This is a genomic window from Chryseobacterium pennae, assembly GCF_003385515.1.
Taxonomy (GTDB): Bacteria; Bacteroidota; Bacteroidia; order Flavobacteriales; family Weeksellaceae; genus Chryseobacterium; species Chryseobacterium pennae.
This window is the reverse complement of record NZ_QNVT01000027.1, coordinates 58,821-78,318: the sequence shown is the minus strand read 5'-3', so window position 1 is coordinate 78,318 and position 19,498 is coordinate 58,821. Positions and strand designations below refer to the sequence as shown.

15 protein-coding genes are annotated in these 19,498 nt (G+C 37.0%); 5 read left to right on the top strand and 10 right to left on the bottom strand.

The genetic code is table 11. The annotated features are described in order from the left end of the window. Positions 1–88: 88 nt before the first annotated feature. Positions 89–2,704, top strand: coding sequence for an MGH1-like glycoside hydrolase domain-containing protein (locus DRF65_RS22235; protein ID WP_115972932.1), 2,616 nt, complete (start codon positions 89–91; stop codon positions 2,702–2,704). A 186-nt stretch (positions 2,705–2,890) separates the two neighbouring features. Here DRF65_RS22235 and DRF65_RS22230 read toward each other — a convergent pair whose 3' ends face one another. Further along, positions 2,891–3,847, bottom strand: coding sequence for an IS110 family RNA-guided transposase (locus DRF65_RS22230; RefSeq protein WP_115972931.1), 957 nt, complete (start codon positions 3,845–3,847; stop codon positions 2,891–2,893). Between the two features lie 313 nt (positions 3,848–4,160). On the opposite strand from DRF65_RS22230, the gene DRF65_RS22225 reads away from it, so the two are divergent. After that, a complete protein-coding gene (locus DRF65_RS22225; protein WP_115972930.1) occupies positions 4,161–4,694 on the top strand; it encodes a hypothetical protein in 534 nt (177 codons plus the stop codon). Positions 4,695–4,794: 100 nt separating this feature from the next. On the opposite strand, the gene DRF65_RS22220 is transcribed toward DRF65_RS22225, so the two are convergent. Continuing rightward, positions 4,795–5,277: a hypothetical protein gene (locus DRF65_RS22220; RefSeq protein WP_115972929.1), complete on the bottom strand. Its 483-nt coding sequence runs from the start codon at positions 5,275–5,277 to the stop codon at positions 4,795–4,797. 192 nt (positions 5,278–5,469) lie between these two features. Here DRF65_RS22220 and DRF65_RS22215 point away from each other — a divergent pair, with 192 nt between their 5' ends. Further along, positions 5,470–6,468, top strand: a complete 999-nt coding sequence (locus DRF65_RS22215; RefSeq protein ID WP_228438886.1) for a serine hydrolase domain-containing protein — start codon at positions 5,470–5,472, stop codon at positions 6,466–6,468. Between the two features lie 110 nt (positions 6,469–6,578). Next, positions 6,579–7,667 (top strand): alpha/beta fold hydrolase, encoded by a 1,089-nt coding sequence (locus tag DRF65_RS22210; protein ID WP_115972927.1) that lies wholly within the window; start codon positions 6,579–6,581, stop codon positions 7,665–7,667. Positions 7,668–7,675: 8 nt separating this feature from the next. On the opposite strand, the gene DRF65_RS22205 is transcribed toward DRF65_RS22210, so the two are convergent. Continuing rightward, entirely contained in the window at positions 7,676–8,179 is a 504-nt protein-coding gene (locus DRF65_RS22205) for a GNAT family N-acetyltransferase (protein WP_115972926.1), read from the bottom strand. Between the two features lie 153 nt (positions 8,180–8,332). Between DRF65_RS22205 and DRF65_RS22200 the strand changes: the two genes are divergently transcribed. Further along, on the top strand, positions 8,333–8,836 hold the full coding sequence (locus DRF65_RS22200; RefSeq protein WP_115972925.1) for a hypothetical protein: 504 nt from the start codon (positions 8,333–8,335) through the stop codon (positions 8,834–8,836). A gap of 197 nt (positions 8,837–9,033) precedes the next feature. On the opposite strand, the gene DRF65_RS22195 is transcribed toward DRF65_RS22200, so the two are convergent. The 7 genes from DRF65_RS22195 to cysK form a co-directional block, all read right to left on the bottom strand. Further along, positions 9,034–9,261 carry a hypothetical protein gene (locus DRF65_RS22195; RefSeq protein ID WP_115972924.1) on the bottom strand — a complete coding sequence of 76 codons (228 nt, stop codon included), beginning with the start codon at positions 9,259–9,261 and terminating at the stop codon, positions 9,034–9,036. A gap of 259 nt (positions 9,262–9,520) precedes the next feature. Continuing rightward, entirely contained in the window at positions 9,521–11,038 is a 1,518-nt protein-coding gene (locus tag DRF65_RS22190; RefSeq protein WP_115972923.1) for a TSUP family transporter, read from the bottom strand. A 5-nt stretch (positions 11,039–11,043) separates the two neighbouring features. Beyond that, positions 11,044–13,917 (bottom strand): TonB-dependent receptor, encoded by a 2,874-nt coding sequence (locus DRF65_RS22185; RefSeq protein WP_115972922.1) that lies wholly within the window; start codon positions 13,915–13,917, stop codon positions 11,044–11,046. 384 nt (positions 13,918–14,301) lie between these two features. Continuing rightward, entirely contained in the window at positions 14,302–15,975 is a 1,674-nt protein-coding gene (gene cysI / locus DRF65_RS22180) for an assimilatory sulfite reductase (NADPH) hemoprotein subunit (protein ID WP_115972921.1), read from the bottom strand. 32 nt (positions 15,976–16,007) lie between these two features. Continuing rightward, complete coding sequence (locus DRF65_RS22175) at positions 16,008–17,717, bottom strand: diflavin oxidoreductase (protein WP_115972920.1); 1,710 nt, start codon at positions 17,715–17,717, stop codon at positions 16,008–16,010. Beyond that, positions 17,707–18,552, bottom strand: a complete 846-nt coding sequence (cobA, locus tag DRF65_RS22170; RefSeq protein ID WP_115972919.1) for a uroporphyrinogen-III C-methyltransferase — start codon at positions 18,550–18,552, stop codon at positions 17,707–17,709. Before cobA ends, DRF65_RS22175 begins: the two co-directional genes overlap by 11 nt. Positions 18,553–18,577: 25 nt before the next feature. Beyond that, positions 18,578–19,489, bottom strand: coding sequence for a cysteine synthase A (gene cysK, locus DRF65_RS22165; RefSeq protein ID WP_115972918.1), 912 nt, complete (start codon positions 19,487–19,489; stop codon positions 18,578–18,580). Positions 19,490–19,498: the final 9 nt, after the last annotated feature.

The following is a 19,498-nucleotide window of genomic DNA, read 5'->3' as shown; positions in this document are numbered from 1 at the left end:
TTTCAAGAGTATATTAATAATTCTTCAGATAAAAGGAATTGGAATTATTTTGCAAAAAAACTACCTTCGTATGGAAAAATGATGATATATGATCGCCGAAAAAGAAAGATTACAAGATACCAAATGGAAAAACTGGGGACCTTATGTAAGCAACCGGCAATGGGGAAATGTACGGGAAGATTATAGCCCGAACGGAAATGCATGGAATTACACCAATCATAATAATGCGGAAAGCTATACCTACCGTTGGGGTGAAGAAGGTATTGCCGGAATTTCTGATGTAAAGCAATTGTTCTGTTTTGCTCTTTCGTTTTGGAATAAAAGGGATAAAATCGTTAAGGAACGCTTCTTTGGATTGAGTAATCCACAGGGAAACCATGGTGAAGACATCAAGGAAATTTTCTATTATCTGGATAATACACCTACTCATAGCTATATGAAGATGGTTTATAAATATCCGATCAATGAATTCCCTTATGATGAACTTGTTGCAGAAAACGGTAGACGCAGCAAACAGGAACCGGAATATGAAATCTTTGATACAGGGATTTTTGATAATGATGCCTATTTTGATATTTTCATTGAATATTGTAAGGCTGACCACAATGATATTCTCGTCAAAATAACGGTTTGTAACCGAAGTCAGTATGACTCTCCTATTGTAGTAGCACCTACTGCATGGTTCAGAAATAACTGGAAATGGGGTTACAATACCTATAAAGGAGAAATGAATGCTTCACATGACGGAAGTATCAATATTGGACACGACAGTATCTCCATCAAAAAGTTTTATTCAAGAAACAGGAATGCTCAAAGTGTATTTTGCGAGAATGAAACCAATACTCCAAAGCTTTATGGAGTCCCACAGGCAGAAAACACTTATTTTAAAGATGGAATCAATGATTTCATCATCCATCACAGCAATACGGTAAATCCTGAAAAAAAGGGAACCAAAGCTTCTTTCTTAATTGATGAACTTATTGGAGCCGGACAATCCCAGGTCTTTGAATTCAGGTTATGTCCTGATGAAAGTGATGAGCCTTTTGAGCGTTTTGATGAAATTTTCACAACAAGACAAACTGAAGCAGAAGAGTTTTATAATGATATTCAAAATGATACTACCAATGAAGATGAAAGGAATGTTCAAAGGCAGGCTTTTGCTGGGCTTTTGTGGAATAAACAGTTCTATCACTACAATATTGGAAAATGGCTGAAAGGGGATCCGAACTTTGAAGCACCGAGAAACTTTAATGATTATGTAAGAAATACAGAATGGAACCATCTTCACAATAAGGATATTATTTCGATGCCTGATAAATGGGAATATCCATGGTATGCAACCTGGGATCTTGCTTTTCACTGTGTTCCTTTATCCATCATTGATGCTGAATTTGCCAAAGGACAGCTTTTACTTCTGACCAAAGAATGGTATATGCATCCTAACGGACAGCTGCCAGCCTATGAATGGAATATGAGTGATGTAAATCCACCTGTACATGCATGGTCATGCTTCAGGGTTTTTAAGATTGATGAAAAAAATAATGGTAAGCCTGACTTACTATTCCTTGAAAAAGTTTTCCAGAAACTTCTTCTGAATTTCACCTGGTGGGTGAACCGAAAGGATAAAAACGGAAAGAATATTTTCGGAGGCGGATTCCTTGGATTGGATAATATTGGAGCCTTTGATAGAAATACTGTTTTAGAGGATGGTCAACATCTGGAGCAGGCTGACGGAACAAGCTGGATGGCAATGTATGCACTGAACATGATGCGAATTGCTATGGAACTTGCTCAATACTATCAGGTATATGAGGATATGGCGATCAAATTCTTTGAGCATTATCTTTATATCGCGGAAGCAATGGAGAATCTGGGTGAAGGAACGAAAGGGTTATGGAATGAAGAAGACGGATTTTTCTATGATGTTCTTCAGCTTGGAAATGGAAACAGTGTTTCTTTACGATTGAGAAGTATTGTTGGATTAATCCCATTATTTGCCGTAGAAATTGTAGATCATCGCCTTCTGGAAAAGATGCCCAATTTCAAAACAAGAATGGAATGGATTTTAAAAAATAAACCAGAACTCACCAAGCTTGTTTCTCACTGGGATGAGGAAGGCCAGGGAAGAAAACACCTGATGAGTATTCTCCGTAAAAACAGACTGACTAAAGTATTGACAAGAATGCTTGATGAGAAAGAATTTCTAAGTTCTTATGGAATTAGGGCTATGTCTAAAGTATACGAAGAAAATCCTTTTGTGTTCTCTGTTCATGGTCATGAAAATGTAGTGTATTATACTCCTGCAGAAAGTGACAGCAGAATGTTTGGCGGAAACAGTAACTGGCGTGGGCCTATCTGGTTTCCTATCAACTTCCTGATCGTGGAAAGTTTACAACGTTTCCATTATTATTACGGAAACAGTCTGAAAGTAGAATTCCCAACAGGCAGTGGCGAAAAGAAAAACCTAGATGAAGTGGCTCAGAATATCAGTAAAAGACTTTGTTCTATCTTCTTAAAAGACGAACATGGACAAAGGGCTTTTAATGGAGGAAATCCAAAATTCAATTATGATGAGCACTTTAGAGACTATATTACCTTCTTTGAGTACTTCCATGGAGATAACGGACGTGGTGTAGGAGCTTCCCATCAGACAGGATGGACGGCTACCGTAGCGAAACTGATAAAACCAAGACTTACCTTTTAATCAGTAATGAGCAATAAAAAAACCGGATGAAATGTCCGGTTTTCTTTTTTTACCCACTCTTTTTTTGCTACGAATGCACGAATATTTTTATTTGTATAAACTCTATATATGGCTAGAAAAATTAAACCACATAGTTGCATAGCTCTTAGGCGAGATATTACTCATCAATTATTTTATTCGTGTATTCTAAGACATATGCAAATTATATCTTGTTAAATTTACAAAAGGTTCCTCTCTTTTTACCACAGCAAATATTCTATAGATCAGTTTGCAACATACCGCATTAATAATAGAATTATGAGCCTTTCCCTGGTCTTTTTTTCTTTTATAGTATGCTTTGAGCTCCTGATCGTGTATTATAGCTGAGTTTGCACCACTGAAAAGGACGGTTTTTATTCTTCTGTTTCTAAGCTTACTAGTTTGTGTTTTCCCTTTAATGCTTGAACCTGATGTATGTTCAAAAGGAGCCAGCCCTGCATAACAATTAAATTTCCTTGGATTCTGAAACTTGTTAAAATTATCAGTTAATACCAACATATAAGCAGCTGTTAGAAAACCTACTCCTTTTATTTTGGTTATTTTCTCTTCTACCGAGGCAATTTTATCATCCAAAGCTTTTATTTGCTGGATTATTTCCTCCATTTCATAGCTTACATCAGCTATTTTACTCACTTGATAAAAAGCCTTTTTTTCGTTCTTAAACTGAGTCCTTACTTTTATTAGAAAATTTCTGTAAGTAAGAAAATTTTTTATTGTAAAAAGTACTTCTTCAGAAAGTGCGGAAGGGATAAGTTCCTGCTCATGCATTTTTGCATATCTGGCGATTCTCCAGGCATCAACCTTGTCATTCTTTCCTCTTTGAATACCTTGGCTCAGCTTTATTTCCAAAGCCGGAACCTGATAGTAGAGAAGTTGCCTTTCTTCCAACAAACTAGCTAAAAGAAGTCCATAGTTTCCTGTATTTTCAAAACAATATCGATGGCTGGAATCATTTCCAGAACAGCAAGCTAAGGCTATCATTTCTTCTATACCTTCAACTGTATTACTAACTTTAAATGCCAGCTCTTTCTCATCAGAATCATTTAAAATACAAACATCTAATGTATCCTTGGAAATATCTATTCCAATAAAATAAGTTTTCATAACTTTGGATTTAGGTCAATCCTGAAGGAACCATTTTGAATCATGCTAAAACCTTTAATAAGCCCTAACGCTTAAAATTCTAAATGGCAGATATTCAAAAGAGAAAATAAAGTCTGATACACGAAATAGTTCGTTTCTATGCATTCGTTTAGTTCACTTTATTTTCTCTGGTTCTTCAGTATTTAATTATTATCTAATTTATTACTAAATCCTTTTACAAATCTAAAGGCATTCGTGGCAAAAAATAATATTATCCATTTTAAACTAAAAAATATAGTACATTTGAGTTTTGTTACCCCAATAAACACTTACATTGGAAAATATACCCCATATTTTTAATACTGCTAAAGCTGAATTTAAAGAATCAAAGGCTTCTGAGCAGTCTATAGAAAACCTTACCCAGTTGTATTGGGATGATATTTTAATTTCTGAGCAAGGGGATGGAGATTGTTTTGAAATCAACATATCAGATACGGTAAAATATATTCTTGTTGCAAATAAAAATCTGGAAAATAAAGAGCTTAATGTCTCAATTTTTGTAAGCAATGATTTGCAAAAAAATATTGAAGCGGATTGGGTATACAAACTTATCAATCAGATAGAATGGTTGGGGAATATTAAGAATGAACTCATTGATTTTTATAATAGTTCTGACTTTGATAATAAATTGGATAAAGTTGGAAAAGTATGGTTTGACGGATTGAATATAATGGATTTATATATTCATATTAAGAATGATGAAACTATTGTGACTGAAATTACTTTTTCAGATTATTTACTGGGTGATATAGGAGTAAGCTTTAGCTTTAAAGATCAAATAATAGAAGATGTAGAATATGGCTGTTAAGAGATTAAGATATCAATATTCACAGAAAAAATATATTTAGTTACCATAAAAAAGCCTCTTTAAAGTTGTTTTAAAGAGGCTTTATTTTTGTTGATATCTATTATAAAGGAGATATGTACACTTCTATTTTAGTTCCATCATAATTAAAAGTTCCATCAGAATTGATCTTTCCAAGAACCCATTTCATATCTACCGGAACAGACCATGCAGAACCTAATGAAAATCCATTAACTGATCTGATTTCATTGCCGTTTCCTGTGGTAATGGCTGAATGAAACCAAGTCTTATCAATAGGTCTATAGAAGCCAATGGCTTTCCCTTTGGCTATAGGTGAATATCCATCCCATTTTTTTCCTCCGGAATAGTTGAAGGTTTCTAACCATTTCTGGCCCGCCGATCCTGCCAACTGATCCGGACTGATGCTGGCTCCTCTCATATACAGGGCATAAGCAACCACATCGTGGCATACTCCATTACTGTATTTTGAAATGTTTTCTGCTCCTGAAAGAACAGCATGAGCGACGGGGGCTCTTTCGGATAAAGATAGCTGAGCCTTCCTTGCTCCTTCTGGTGTTACTGACATATTATTGTGATTTGTTTGGTTAGCGTAAAGATAAGCTTTTTTAAATTAATTGAAAATGAATGAATTATAGTAGAAACAGAAAATGGACAATTGATACTTTTCAATTTTAATTTTTGTAACTTTTAATGTATATATCTGACATATTGCATATTAAAGCTCAATTCTATGCTCAGGATTTCATTGATATATAGTTTGATAACCCTAGTTTTTTTCTCCTGTAAAGAAAAGTCAGAAAAAGATATTGTTCTTGACTATTATAAACAAGGAAAATTTAATGGGACCGTTCTTATTGTTAAAGAAGGAAAGGTTGTTTGCGATACAGCTTTGGGCTATAACCGATTTGAAGACAAAAGTAGGGTAACGAAAAATACACCATTCTATATAGCTTCCATTACTAAATCTTTTACTGCTGTTGGGATTATGCTGTTGCAGCAGGAAAACTTATTGTCTTATGATGATAAGGCCAGCCTGTATAGTAAAGATCTTCCAGGGTATGCACGGAATGCAACTATACGACAATTACTGAATCATACATCAGGTTTGGCAGATTATGAAAATGTTTTGATTTTAAATAAAGGTAAAACTACCAATCTGGATGTCTTGAACTTTCTGAAAAAGCAGTCGGGATTACATTTTCCTTCGGGAAGCCAATTTGAGTATAGTAACAGTGGGTATATTATACTTGGAGAGATTATAGCAAAAATATCAAAACAGTCTTATGGACAATTTATTCAGGATAAAATACTAACTCCTTTGAAGATGAAAGATTCGTTTATTTATGATGCTGAAACGATTCCCAATGCTAAAATGGCAAAGGGTTATGACATGAATAAAAAGCCTGACGATTATTTTCTTCTTACTGTAGGTGATGGCAGCCTCTATTCTACTCCATCGGATCTATACAAATTTGACAGGGCTTTAAGTAAGCGTCAGTTATTGAACCTTGAAAATTCTAAGCTTATGTATGAATTACCCATTCTAAAAGATGGAAAACCCAGTGAATATGGTTTTGGCTGGTTTGTTTCAGGCTATCAGGCCATGCATACAGGTGGTGTGAATGGTTTCAGATGCTTAATCTGGAGAGATCTGAAAACTAATTCTTGTATTATTGCATTAACTAATCAAGGTGATGCTTTCCCGGTTTATGAATTCCTGGATGCTGAAAAAAAAGTATTGCAAATGGATAACTAAAATAAGTATTGTTATTTCAATTTCATAAACTAACTTTTATTTTTTCCAGCCTATTATCTAAATGATATTTTTAACTTAGTGCTTATAATCAATTTATTTAGACACAAATCATGAAACATCCAATTATATCAATTATTGCTTTATTATTTTCAATTGTAGTGTTCGGGCAGAATCAGAAACCCGGGGATGAATATCGTGAAGCAAGAGAAATCATCAAAGATCTGGATTCTATAGTAAGTCCGAACGGAATTCAGGAAAGATATAAAGCCACTATTGGTGGTGCCAAGCAATGGGTTTATGTTCGTGGACAGAATAAAGAAAATCCTGTGATTTTATTTGTACACGGTGGTCCGGCCTCTCCTATCGCTCCGGTGATGTGGATGTTTCAGAGACCTGTTGAAGAATATTTTACGGTGGTAAACTATGACCAGAGAGCATCCGGTAAGACCTATAATGCTAATGATACGCTGAGTCTGAAGAATACGATTACTATTAATCAATATGTAGATGATGCTATAGAACTTGCCGAATTGATTAAAGAAAAGTATAAAAAGAAAAAGGTTCTTCTTATAGGGCATAGCTGGGGAACCATTATCTCTATGAAGGCTGCACTGAAAAGGCCGGACCTGTTCTATGCTTATGTTGGAATCGGGCAGATTATCAATACCAGAGATAATGAACGTTTAAGTGTAGACTTTGCAGTAAAAGAAGCTACCCGAATGAAAAATGACACTGCTTTAAAGGAACTTGCTTCAATAGCACCCTATCCGGGAAATACCCCAATTACCCGGCAGAGAATTATTATTGCAAGAAAATGGCCTCAATATTATGGTGGTTTAACTGCCTACAGAAACAATTCCAGGTATTTTTTTCAGGCTCCGCTCTTATCCCCGGAATATTCATATAATGATGCAGAAGCTATAGGAAAAGGAAGTTTATTTACCCTTTCAAAAGTGCTTTCTGAATTTCTTGATACAGATTTTAAGAAGGTTAAAGCATTTCCGATTCCCGTTTTTATGTTCATGGGAAGACATGACTATACCACTCCATCAGAACCTACAGCTCAATGGCTTCAAAATGTAAAAGCTCCTTTTAAAAAGGGAATATGGTTTGAAAATTCAGCTCATTTGATTCCTTTTGAAGAACCTGGAAAAATGCTGGTCACTTTATTGAATGATGTTCAGCCAGTCTGTAAATAACAGAATGGTTACACTTCCAGTTGGAAAAGTCCCATCGTAGCATTATGATAATGATCCGGACGGCCTTCTGTATTGGTCATCTTCTTATCTCCAAGGTAAGTGAATCCACACTTCACATAGTAATCTGTTAACCTTTGATTTCCTGCGGTAGTATCCATTCTTACATATCGTTTGTTGTGCTGAGGAGCAAATTGTTTTGCCCATTCCACGATCTGTTCTACAAATTTTTGTCCGCGAAAATTAGGATTGGTGGCAATTCTGTGTATATAGATGGCAGGATCTTCATTTTTTTCTTCCCAAACCTGATGATCATCGAAAGTAATACTCCAGACACAGGCTACCCGTTCATCTACTGTAATTTTAAAATGACGGCCTTCACTGATTTCTGTTTCAATCATATTTCGATCGAATTCAGGCCATTGTATGCCAGATACGGTTTTCTTAAAATCAGAAGCCATTTTGTATAAACCAAGGACCGCTTCAATATCCTGCAAAGAAGTATTCACTATCATTATTCCTGTTATGGGACGAAGTTACGAAAAATGCATGGGAATCTTTCCTTATTGTTATTCAGAATGGGTATAAATACCGTTTGATTGCGAATGTTACGTTGGGAAACGTAAATAAAAATACTATTTTTATCGGCCCAAAAGAAAAAAACAAATATGCCGACTGATGCTTCTCATAAGCTGATTCCGATGACTACTTTCGTGCTTGAATATTATGCCCACGAAGGATATGCTGACCTTCAGACATTAAGTTTGATGAATAATTATGCTAATTTTTTAAAGAAATCTCTTACATTGGGAATGTTTGTTCCTATAGATCCCAACGGAAATGTACTGAAGGAACCTAAAAATTACACTTCATGGAAATCGCTGGAGCATAATGACAATGATGATGAGAGAACAGATATGGCAGGCTTTGAGGAGTACGGTGAGTATCAGAAAGCAAAACGCAACTGTATGTTCGAGGGCTTCAGAGTAGATTATAACGGATATTCTAAAGTAAGAATTGTGGCTTCTTATGATACCTCCATCGAATTGTCATTCAATAAAAACGATTTGATCCCTGCAGGTTTCAATGATGTGGAATCGCTTACTGTTTTTGATGACATCTTTTTGACTTTTAACGCGTTGAAGGTAATTGGAATAAAGGATAGAAAATAAATAATTTTTCTTACTAATACTTATATCTTGAAATCGAAGATTCGACGGAGTCAAACAAAAATATTCATAATTTCAAGACTGGAAATCAGTTAACTCCAAATTATTTTCAATAACCATATTTATCGTATAGATAAAATATCAGTAGTTATAAAAAACCTTTATCAACATTGAATAAAGGTTTTTTTACTTAAATTATTTTATCTTACACATTCACCGGAACGGCATTGATATCCTGATGGACACATCCCATTGATACAAGGACCTGCAATATCCGGATAACATTTTTCATCTGCCCTGCAGTGGGAATTAGGTGGACATAAACCAATAAGATTTCCGATACAGATTCCCACCGGAAGAGGCAAATTAATCTCAATACCAATTTCTCCGGCAATGTTTTTTAACGTTTTTCTGTTTAATTTTTTCATGGTTTTAGCTTTAAAGTTATTGTTTGATGAAATTGTAACTCAATCAAAGGTAATTATACTTTTAGGGAACTCCTACCGTACTTTTACTGAATTTGAACGGCTTGGAGATGGGAGATGGAAGCTGGAGGCTGGAAGTTACCATTCAACTTACTACCTCTGAAAGTATGCTAAATAAATAATGACAGAAAGAATAAACAAGACTATCATTGCTTTTTCGGGCTTTAAGAACTTCTCTCTTACAGCTTCTGGCTTCCCTCTTTTAAAGAAACGTTTTGACAATTGTTACCAGACTCATCAGGATAACGACTACTCCTACCACCACAAACATTTTCTTTGTGGGAAGTCTGGACGTAAGCATGGCGGAAAACGGAGCGGTAAAAACACCACCCAACAGAAGTCCCAACACAATATTCCAGTGATGAATCCCAATGGTGAAGATAAAAGTGATGGCACTCGTAACTGTCAATAAAAATTTAGCAACCGTTGAACTTCCCACCACATAACGGGGAATTCTTCCTTCCTTAATTAATGTTCCGGTGACTAAAGGTCCCCAGCCGCCACCTGCAAAGGAATCAATGAAGCCTCCCACTAATCCTAATACTCTGAGATTAGTTCTTCTTTTGGCTTTAACACGATTTTTATTTTTGTCTTTAAAGGCATTTCTCAAAATATTTGATCCTAAATACAAAGTGTAGCAGGCAATGATCGGTTTAACGATATGGGCATAATGTTCTCCATAATGAGATAAAGTTAATGCACCGATGACAGATCCCACTATAGCTAAAGGAAATAACACCCAAACCATTTTTTTATTGACATTTCCCAATTTGTAATGGCTGAATCCTCCGGCTGCGGTTGTAAAAGACTCTGCTGAATGAATACTTGCGCTTACAACAGGTGGCGGAACGTTCAATAGCAGTAATATGGTGGTACAGATAACACCATATCCCATTCCCATTGATCCGGCAACAATTTCAGCCATAAAACCGGCAAACAGCATCCAGTAAAAGATATGACCATCTTTGCTGAGAAACGTCTGAATGTCATCAGAAAGATCAAACTGATAGACCACAAGACCAAAGATTCCGAAAAGAAGCATAACCCCTATGATCGCCAGATAGATATTGGCCTTTCTCTGGGCAATTTTAGTAATGCTGATGAGCTTTTCAATTTCCAGATCAGGTTTTGAAGGAGATAACTTTCCATCAGACAGATATTGGGTGGTAATCTTGTTCAGTTCGGTGACTTTATGGTTAAAATCTCCTTTTAATTGATTACGGATATTCTGCATATTATCAAGAACAAGATCCATTTCGTCAGGAATGGTTTCTGTGAATGTCTCTCTGAGCCTTTTGGCGATGGTGGGAGATTTTCCATTGGTTGAAATTGCGATTTTAAGGCTTCCTTTTTTTACAATAGAACCTAAATAGAAATCACATAGATCCGGTTTGTCTGCAATATTAACCAATACATTTTTCTGATGGGCATCTTCACGGATCTGCGCTGCTAATTCAATATCATTAACGGCAATAATCGCCAGATCAGTATCATTAAAATCATCATTGGTATAAGCCCTTTCGTATAATTTTATATTGGAAAATTTATTCTGTAAGGCTCTGACTTCAGGGGAGATTTCCTTTGCTACTAATCTTATAGAGGTTTCAGGAGAATTACCTAATACTGACTCCAGTTTTTCCAGGGCAATTTTTCCGCCACCAATGATAAGTAACGATAAGGTTTCAAGTTTTAAAAAAACGGGATATAAAGAATTGCTCATCTTGATTACAGTTTTAAGTCATACGTAAAAGCGAGATAATATAAACCTCCGATTTCAGGGCCTGCTGCATATTGGAAGTAACGTCTGTTCAGTAAATTCGTTGCTCCAATTTTTACATTGGCATGAATTTCAGGAATCTTCCATGTAGCCTGGGCATCGATGGTATAGTAAGCGGGAATTTTTCCTGAAGCTAAAGGACTTTCCCAGTCAAAACCAGTCTGCCATCTTGCTACAAGCGTAAATCCGATATTTCTGATAATCTCTCTGTTTCCCACACTTACATTCACCATCCATTTGGGGGTATTGAATGCTGTAATAAACAGGTCCGAAGTATTATTGGAAGCCAGGTCGTTATAAGATACATTGGCATTCACATTGTAATTTTTAATCACATTATACCGGATTCCAAAGGAGGTTCCATAGCTTTTGTAAGTACTGTTGCTATTGGTGTATACTCTGTATCGGTCCTGTTTGCTTCTGTCAAGCATCGCCAAAACGGCTGCATTGCTTCCTACCTGGCTGCTTTTAGGAACGGCTACTTCTACCTGTCCAAGGAATCCTTCATAAATATTATAGTAAAAATCCCAGTCCAGAGCGAGTTTGTTATTAAAGAATACCGATTTATACCCTATTTCAAATGAATTGATCTTTTCCGGTTGTAATTTCTGCAGGTTGGCAACGGCTAAGAGCTGCTGATTATCCTGTGCAGCCTGGCTTTGACTTTTTCCGCCATCCACATTGGCATTTACAGCAGAAGTAAACCTATCTATAGAAGCCAGAGTATAAGAGTTTTCCAGATAACCTAAACCATCATTCACCTTTGAAAGCCCGCCTACTCTTCTTACATTTCCGTTATTCACGAAAGAAAGAGCTTCAAATAAGGATGGAAAACGGTATCCGTTTTGAAAGGAGGCTCTGAAATTATGCTGTTTAACAGGAGAGTACACAATGCTTATTCTCGGATTTAGTTTCGCTTCAAATTCAGGGTTTCTGTCAATGCGGAGTGCAGCATTAATTTTTAATTTATCATCAAAGAAAAGCTTGGTAATTTGTGCGAAGGCTCCATATTTCTGATAGACAACATCCTTACCGAAAGTTCCATTGGATAAAGGGATATTTCTTTCCGTAACAGCTCTGTCGAAATCTACAAAGTTGTTTCCATCAGGCGTTATGCTGTACAAACGGTAATCAATTCCTGCAAGAAGGTTGAAAATCTTTACAAATCTGCTGAAATCATAGGTTAATTCACCCTGGTAAAATCTGGATTTCTGTTCCAGTTTGGCTCCCCCTGTTGCAGGGGCTCCTGCAATTCCTGCATTGGCAGAATCCCAGTTGTTAATTCCGATGATGGTATTTTTTAACTGATCAAAGGCTGCTGTTCTGGGAGTGACTCTATTTTTATCAGCCTCACGACGGGCAAGAATAAGAGCTTCATTTAAGTTGGTTCCTGCATTGAGATTATTTTGAAGAGCAGTCTGGAAGATACTTTTCCAATTGTTATTAGACAGATTCGTAAGATCAAGGTTATCAGCCAAAGGTTTCAGGTTATAAGAATCCCCCGTATTTTCTATGGATACATAGGCTCTGAATGTAAGTTCTTTTCCGGTAAGTTCTACTTTGTGGTTCTGAACGGTAGCATTTTGTAAACGGATTTTGTTTCCTCTTTGAAAAGTTCCGTCAAGCAATCCGTAACGATACACGTAAGATGCTTTCCACTGATCTCCAAAACGGTAATATAATCCGGCATCAAATTTTATATTTTTTACCTCCGGGCTTACAAGATCTTTTTCCAGATACCCTGTTCTGGAAACATTAAATGTGGTGGGTTTTCCATTATAATCTACTTTTACTGCTACTCTGTTGTTTCTTTCATCACCGTATTTGTTCCAAAGGTCTTCTGCCGGATTATTGGGTAAAGAAAAATTAGGATTGGCTGTAATCAGTGAATTAGGGTTCTGATCGGTTTGATTGTTTGAAATCCAGTCTGTTCCGGTAAAATAAGAAGCATTCACTTTAACGGCAAAGTTTTTATGGAATACTTTGGCAAATCTTATGGCACTTTCCCCCAGAGAACTTATTTTGTGATTGAAATTATCTACATGATTCACTCCGCCACGAAAATACACACTTACTCCTTCAGAGGTAAACGGATCCTTTGTTTGTAAACTGGCCAGCCCATTGATGGCATTCATTCCGTACAATGCGGAAGCGGCTCCAGGAGTGACTTCCATGGATTGTATATCCAATTCTGTAGGACCAATTGCATTTCCCAGCGGAACTCCTAATGTTGCAGACTGTACATCTACTCCATCTACCAGCTGCATAAATCTGAAGTTATTGGGAGAATTAAATCCTCTGGAATTAGGAATTTTCAACGTAAGGCTGGAGGTTAAAAGCTGGAGACCTTTTACATTTTCCAGGGTTTCATAAAAAGATGCTGCCGGACTTTCGCGGATCGTTTTAATATCAATCTTTTCAATCGCGATTGGAGACCTTAGTATTTTTTCCGGAATACGGGATGCAGAAATTACTACATCATCAATAATGGTATTCTGAGGATTGAGCCCGACGGTAAGTTTGTTGGAAAGCGAAAGAATCTCTACGGTCTGACTGGAAAAACCATCTTTATTGATTGTCAGCCGGAAAGGAATGGTTACCCTTGTTCTTATTTTAAAATTTCCTAGTTGATCGGTTGATGCGGTATCCTGCGTATTTTCAACCTGTACTTTTACAGCATCAATTCCTTTCTGGGTTCCAGTATTTCTGATGATTCCGCTTAATTCTATAAGCTGCTGTGCTTCTGCCAGGTTACAGAATAAAAATGTAAATACTATAACTCCTGTTTTAGGCAGAAAATATCCCTGTCTTTTGTTTTTCATTGTTCTTCTATTTTAGATGGATAAGAATGGAGCTGTTTGAAATTTTTATTTTTAACCACAAAAGGCACAAAAGTTTTGATACTTAAATCGTTTTTAAGGTAAAAAGCTTTGCGTATAAAAACTACATAAACCAAAATTGATAAGAGTATTAAGATGATCTTAGTTTTAAGTGGTGCTTATCTTTGATTTATCTTAAAACCTTAACTTCTCTTAATGGTTCTTTAAATGGTAGTTTTAGGCCTTCTGTGGTTTCAATAGCATTTAAAACAGTCTGTATATATTGTTATTATTGAAAATCAACAACACATACACATTCGTTCACCTAGAAGAAATGGTTGATTTTTTTTTAGTTTTTTCTGATCATAAAAAAGGCTAGTCATATTTTCAGTTTAAGGTTTGTAAGTAACGGTATGAAAAGTCACCAAATGTTTCTTCTGTATGTTTTTCATTTACATAGATTCTGAAAAGTTCATCCAGAGTGGTTAGAATTTCTTCTTCTGCAATATTTTCTCTGTATTTTGTATTCAGACGCATTCCCAATCGATCACCGCCGATATGAAGGTTGTATTTCCCATATGCTGTTCCTACAAATCCGATCTCAGCATTGGGAGAACGTCCGCATCCGTTAGGGCATCCGGTCATTCTGATGGTAATATCATCTTCTAAAAGACCATGTTTTTCAAGAATAGGTTCTATTTTGGTAACCAGAGATGGTAAATAACGTTGTGCTTCTGCTAAAGCCAGTGAACAGGTATTTAAGGCAACACAAGCTACAGAGTTTTTACGAAGGGCACTTGCTTTTTTAGTAGCTTCTGAAATTCCGTACTCTTGTAAAAGGCTTTCTATTTTTGCTTTATCTTCTTCCTGAATATCGGCAATAATCAGGTTTTGGTTACAGGTAAATCTGAAATTGACATTAGCTGTTTGAGCGATTTTTAATAATCCGGATTTTAAAGGATAGCCTTCAATATCAAGGACTCTTCCATGTTCTACGAAAACGGTGTAAAACCATTTTCCTTCATGATTTTGCGTCCAGCCATAGCGGTCTTTTCTTTGTTCAAACTTAAATGCTCTGGCAGGTTCAAAACTGAATCCGGTTCTTTTTTCTACCTCTGCTCTGTACTGATCGATGCCAAGCTTATCAATAGTATATTTTAACCTTGAAAGCTTTCTGTCACTTCTGTTTCCGAAATCACGCTGTACGGTAATAATTTCATATACTGTTTGTAAAGCTTTTTCTTCAGAGTCTACAAATCCCAGTACAGAAGCTAGTCTTGCATAAGTGGCTTCATTCCCATGAGTTGCTCCCAATCCGCCACCTGCTGCGATATTATATCCTACGATCTCGTTGTTTTCAATAATAGCAATTAAGGCAATATCATTAATAAATACATCTACATCATTATTGGGTGGAACGGCAATTCCGATCTTTAGTTTTCTGGGAAGGTATCTGTCCTGATATAATGGATCTTCTTCTGTTTTTCTGTCTACAATTAATTCATCATCAATCCAGATATCATAATAGGATTTTGTTTTCGGAAGACACATTTCACTGATTTTGCCTGCCAGTTCATACGTCTGTTGATGCAATGGAGACTCTGATGGGTTAGCTGTACAGGTTACATTTCTGTTTACGTCACCACAAGCTGCAATAGAATCAAGATGATTCAGATTAAAACTCTGAATGGTTGGTCTTAAGTGAGATTTTAAAATACCGTGCAACTGAAGGGTCTGGCGGGTAGTTATTTTGATGGTTCCCGTAGAATGGTCACTGGCAATATCATTCACTCCGATCCATTGATCTGAAGTTAAAAATCCACCGGGAAGCCTTAGTCTTATCATGTAAGAATACAGCCATTCCAGTTTTTTGGAAACCCGTTCTTCCCTTCTGTCTCTGTCATCCTGCTGGTACATTCCATGGAACTTGATTAAGGTCTGATCATCTTCTCTTATAGCTCCGGTAAAATCATCTGCAAGGCTTTCGTTTAGTGTTCCTCTGAGTCCGTTGCTTTGGGTTTTAATTCTTTCTACAGGGGAAAGATTGTCTTTATGGCTCATAATTGTTTTCTTTTAAGGGTGTAGGTACTTTTTTAATAAACATCTTTAGCATATCGGCCATTGAGTTCCATCTCCTCCAGATAGTGAACGGCCTCTTCCTGACTGCGTTTTCCCTGATGCTGAATAATATTGAGCAGGGTGTTTTCTACATCACGGCTCATAGGTTCTTTGGTTCCGCATACATAGACTGAGGCTCCGTTTTCAAGCCAATAAAAGACTTCCTGTGCTTTTTGTTCCAGTTTGTGCTGAACATATACTTTTTCTGCAGTATCTCTTGAAAAAGCAAGATCCAGATGGGTTAAGCTTCCTGTTTTAAGGAAATCCTGAAGCTCAGCCTGATAAATAAAGTCTGATACAAAATTCCTGTCCCCAAAGAACAGCCAGTTTTTTCCTTCTGCTCCAGTAGCATCACGTTCCCAAAGGAATGATCTGAAAGGCGCAATTCCTGTCCCCGGTCCAATCATAATAACATCTTTATCCGGTTCCGGTAATCCGAAATGTCCGGCATCCTGAATATAGAATTCAACCTCTCCGCCTTCACTGAACTCGCTGAGATAACCGCTGCACAGACCGTTATGTTTCTGGTGGTCAATAAAGAATTCCGATCTGGCAACGGTAATATGAATCTCATTTTCGCCATGCGCTTCCGGAGAAGACGATATGGAATACAGACGTGGTGCCTGAGCCGTCAGAATCTGGATTACTTCTTCAAATTCCTCTGCATTTTTCACCGGATAAATCCTTAGTAAATCCAGAAAGCTTAAACGGACTTCCGGAATAGAATGTCCCGTAATTTTGGCATATTGAGCCACTACGGATTTAAGCAAATAGCTAATATTAAGGCGTTTGTGTAAGATCTCTTCTACATTGTCTGTAGTTTTTGACGTTTCGATCTTTTTTTTAGGATCAATTCCTGTTACAGCAATAATTTCATCCACTACAGATTTTGAATTGAAAGGAATAACTCCCAAAGCTGCACCAGGCCGATAGCTTAAAGCTTCTTCTGTTTCTATTTCAATATGATAGGTTTCCTTTTCAGAAGTAATATCATTCAGATTAATAATGGCAGATACTTTCCCGATATATTTTTTTCTTCCCGTTGAAGCTTTCTGAGCGGGTGTATTTATAACACTGCTGGCAGAAGTTTTGTTCACCGCTTCAAAAACATGTTCAATCCAGTTTTGGGCATCCTGATCGTAATCGATATCACATTTTTTTAATGGAATGATGCGCTGCGCTCCAAGAATTTCAAATCGGGAATCTACATCCTCACCTGTCTTGCAGAACAATGGGTAGCTGGTATCTCCTAATGCAAGAACTCCGAATTTCAGAGCGCTGAGGTTGATCTCATTCTCATAAATATAATCATAGAATTTCTTGGCCAATACCGGCGGATCTCCTTCTCCCTGTGTACTGATGACCACAAAGAAGAACTCTTCTTTTGAAAGATCTTTGGGCTTGTATTGGGAAAGATCAGCTAATTTAACCTGAAGCCCTTTCTTTTTTATGATTCCTGCAAGGGTTGTTGCCAGCTTCTTACTGTTTCCGGTTTCTGTACCATAAGCCAGTGTGATTTTCTTCACTGTATTTTGTTCCGGAAAGGTTACCTGTAAAGGAGGCTGTACCCCAGTAAGAGGTGCTCCTGCTAATCCTGCTAGGTATCCGCTTGCCCAGATGGATTCATCTCTTGAAAAATCACTGGAGATCTGTTTAAGAATATTTAATTTAGTTTCAGACAGCATATTCGAAGAAATTTTGAGTTTTTGGGACTAAGCTTCCGTTTTCAACCGATTTAAAATAAAGACCTTCCTGTTCTGCATTTTCCAGCCAGGAGAATTCTTCATGAAGATTTACCACCTTTCCAATCACCACCAATGATGGTGAGGCAAATGATTTATCTCCCAATGTTTCACTAAAGTTCTCAAAGGTGGAAGTATACACTTTTTGATAAGGCGTAGTAGCCTGTTCTATCACAGCGATCTTTTTTTCGTGTGAAACATTCAGTTCAATGAATTTATCAACAAGGCTGGTAAGATTGCCTTTAGACATATAGAACACAAGAGTATCCTGAGTACCGGCAAGGTCTTTCCAATATTCGTCTGTAAGAATTTCAGACTTATAATAGGTCAGAAAACGAACAGATGTTGAATATCCTCTCGCGGTTAAAGGCATTCCTGCATAGGCCGCAGCTCCCAAAGCAGCTGTAATTCCGGGAATAATCTCAAATGGAATATGATGTTCCTTCAAGGCTTGTAATTCATCCAGAATATTGGAGAAAATGGAAACATCTCCCCCTTTAAGCCTTACTACTGTTTTGTTCTGTAAAGCATAGTCTACCATTAAAGTATTGATAAGTGATTGAGGGGTAGACGCATTTTTGCTGCATTCCTTACCTACATAGATAAGCTCTGTATCTTTATTAAGGTAAGTCTCTAAAATTTCAGGACTTACCAGACGGTCGGCAAGAACAACGTCTGCTTTGGCAATGGCTTTTACGGCTTTTACTGTGATCAAATCAGGGTTGCCAGGCCCTGCACCGATAAGGTAAACCTTAGGTGATTTTATTGTTGTATTCATTGAAATCGGTGTTAGTTAAAGGATTTTAGAAAAGTCCTTCAATGGAAAGATACCTTTCTCCGGTATCGTAATTGATGGTAAGAATTTTAGCTCCAGTTTGTATTTCCGGTAATTGTTTTGCAATAGCAGCTAAGGCAGCTCCTGTGGAAATTCCCACAAAAAGCCCTTCTTTTTTAGCAGCATTAATGGCATATTCATACGCTTCATCCTTACCTACTGTAATAACTCCGTCTAAAAGAGTAATATCCAGAATAGATGGTACAAATCCGGCTCCCAACCCTTGTAAAGGATGTGGTGCAGGGTTTCCACCGCTTAGTACAGGAGATAATTCCGGTTCTACTGCAATGACTTTAAGGTTAGGATAATGTTGTTTTAATGCCTGAGCAATCCCTGTGATATGTCCGCCGGTTCCTACTCCTGTAATTACATAATCCAGACCATCTGGGAAGTCTTTTAAAATTTCCTGAGCCGTAGTTTCCACATGTACTTTTACGTTGGCAGGATTATCAAACTGTCTAGGGATCCATGAATTTGGGGTTTCTTCTGCTAATTCGTTAGCTTTCTCGATGGCCCCTTTCATTCCTTTTTCTCTTGGGGTAAGCACAAATTCAGCACCATAGGCTTCCATAATCTTACGGCGTTCTATACTCATACTGTCCGGCATTACCAGAATCAGTTTATATCCTTTTACAGCAGCCACCAATGCTAATCCTATTCCTGTGTTTCCACTGGTAGGCTCTATGATAACGCTGTCTTTATTCAATAATCCTTTAGTTTCTGCATCTTCAATCATTGCCAGAGCAATTCTGTCTTTAATGCTTCCACCGGGGTTGCTTTTTTCTAGTTTGATCCAGATTTCATGATCTGAATTGAATAAGTTATTGATCTTTACGACTGGTGTATTTCCAATGGTTTCTAGTGTGTTCTGAAATTTCATATCAATACA

Bases quoted from the DNA above. Each gene is read 5' to 3' on its own strand.
- DRF65_RS22235 (WP_115972932.1), top strand. From the start codon at position 89: ATGATCGCCGAAAAAGAAAGATTACAAGATACCAAATGGAAAAACTGG.
- DRF65_RS22205 (WP_115972926.1), bottom strand. From the start codon at position 8,179: ATGATAGTGAATACTTCTTTGCAGGATATTGAAGCGGTCCTTGGTTTA.
- DRF65_RS22220 (WP_115972929.1), bottom strand. From the start codon at position 5,277: ATGTCAGTAACACCAGAAGGAGCAAGGAAGGCTCAGCTATCTTTATCC.
- DRF65_RS22185 (WP_115972922.1), bottom strand. From the start codon at position 13,917: ATGAAAAACAAAAGACAGGGATATTTTCTGCCTAAAACAGGAGTTATA.
- DRF65_RS22230 (WP_115972931.1), bottom strand. From the start codon at position 3,847: ATGAAAACTTATTTTATTGGAATAGATATTTCCAAGGATACATTAGAT.
- DRF65_RS22200 (WP_115972925.1), top strand. From the start codon at position 8,333: ATGCCGACTGATGCTTCTCATAAGCTGATTCCGATGACTACTTTCGTG.
- cysI (WP_115972921.1), bottom strand. From the start codon at position 15,975: ATGAGCCATAAAGACAATCTTTCCCCTGTAGAAAGAATTAAAACCCAA.
- cysK (WP_115972918.1), bottom strand. From the start codon at position 19,489: ATGAAATTTCAGAACACACTAGAAACCATTGGAAATACACCAGTCGTA.
- cobA (WP_115972919.1), bottom strand. From the start codon at position 18,552: ATGAATACAACAATAAAATCACCTAAGGTTTACCTTATCGGTGCAGGG.
- DRF65_RS22175 (WP_115972920.1), bottom strand. From the start codon at position 17,717: ATGCTGTCTGAAACTAAATTAAATATTCTTAAACAGATCTCCAGTGAT.
- DRF65_RS22210 (WP_115972927.1), top strand. From the start codon at position 6,579: ATGAAACATCCAATTATATCAATTATTGCTTTATTATTTTCAATTGTA.
- DRF65_RS22190 (WP_115972923.1), bottom strand. From the start codon at position 11,038: ATGAGCAATTCTTTATATCCCGTTTTTTTAAAACTTGAAACCTTATCG.
- DRF65_RS22195 (WP_115972924.1), bottom strand. From the start codon at position 9,261: ATGAAAAAATTAAACAGAAAAACGTTAAAAAACATTGCCGGAGAAATT.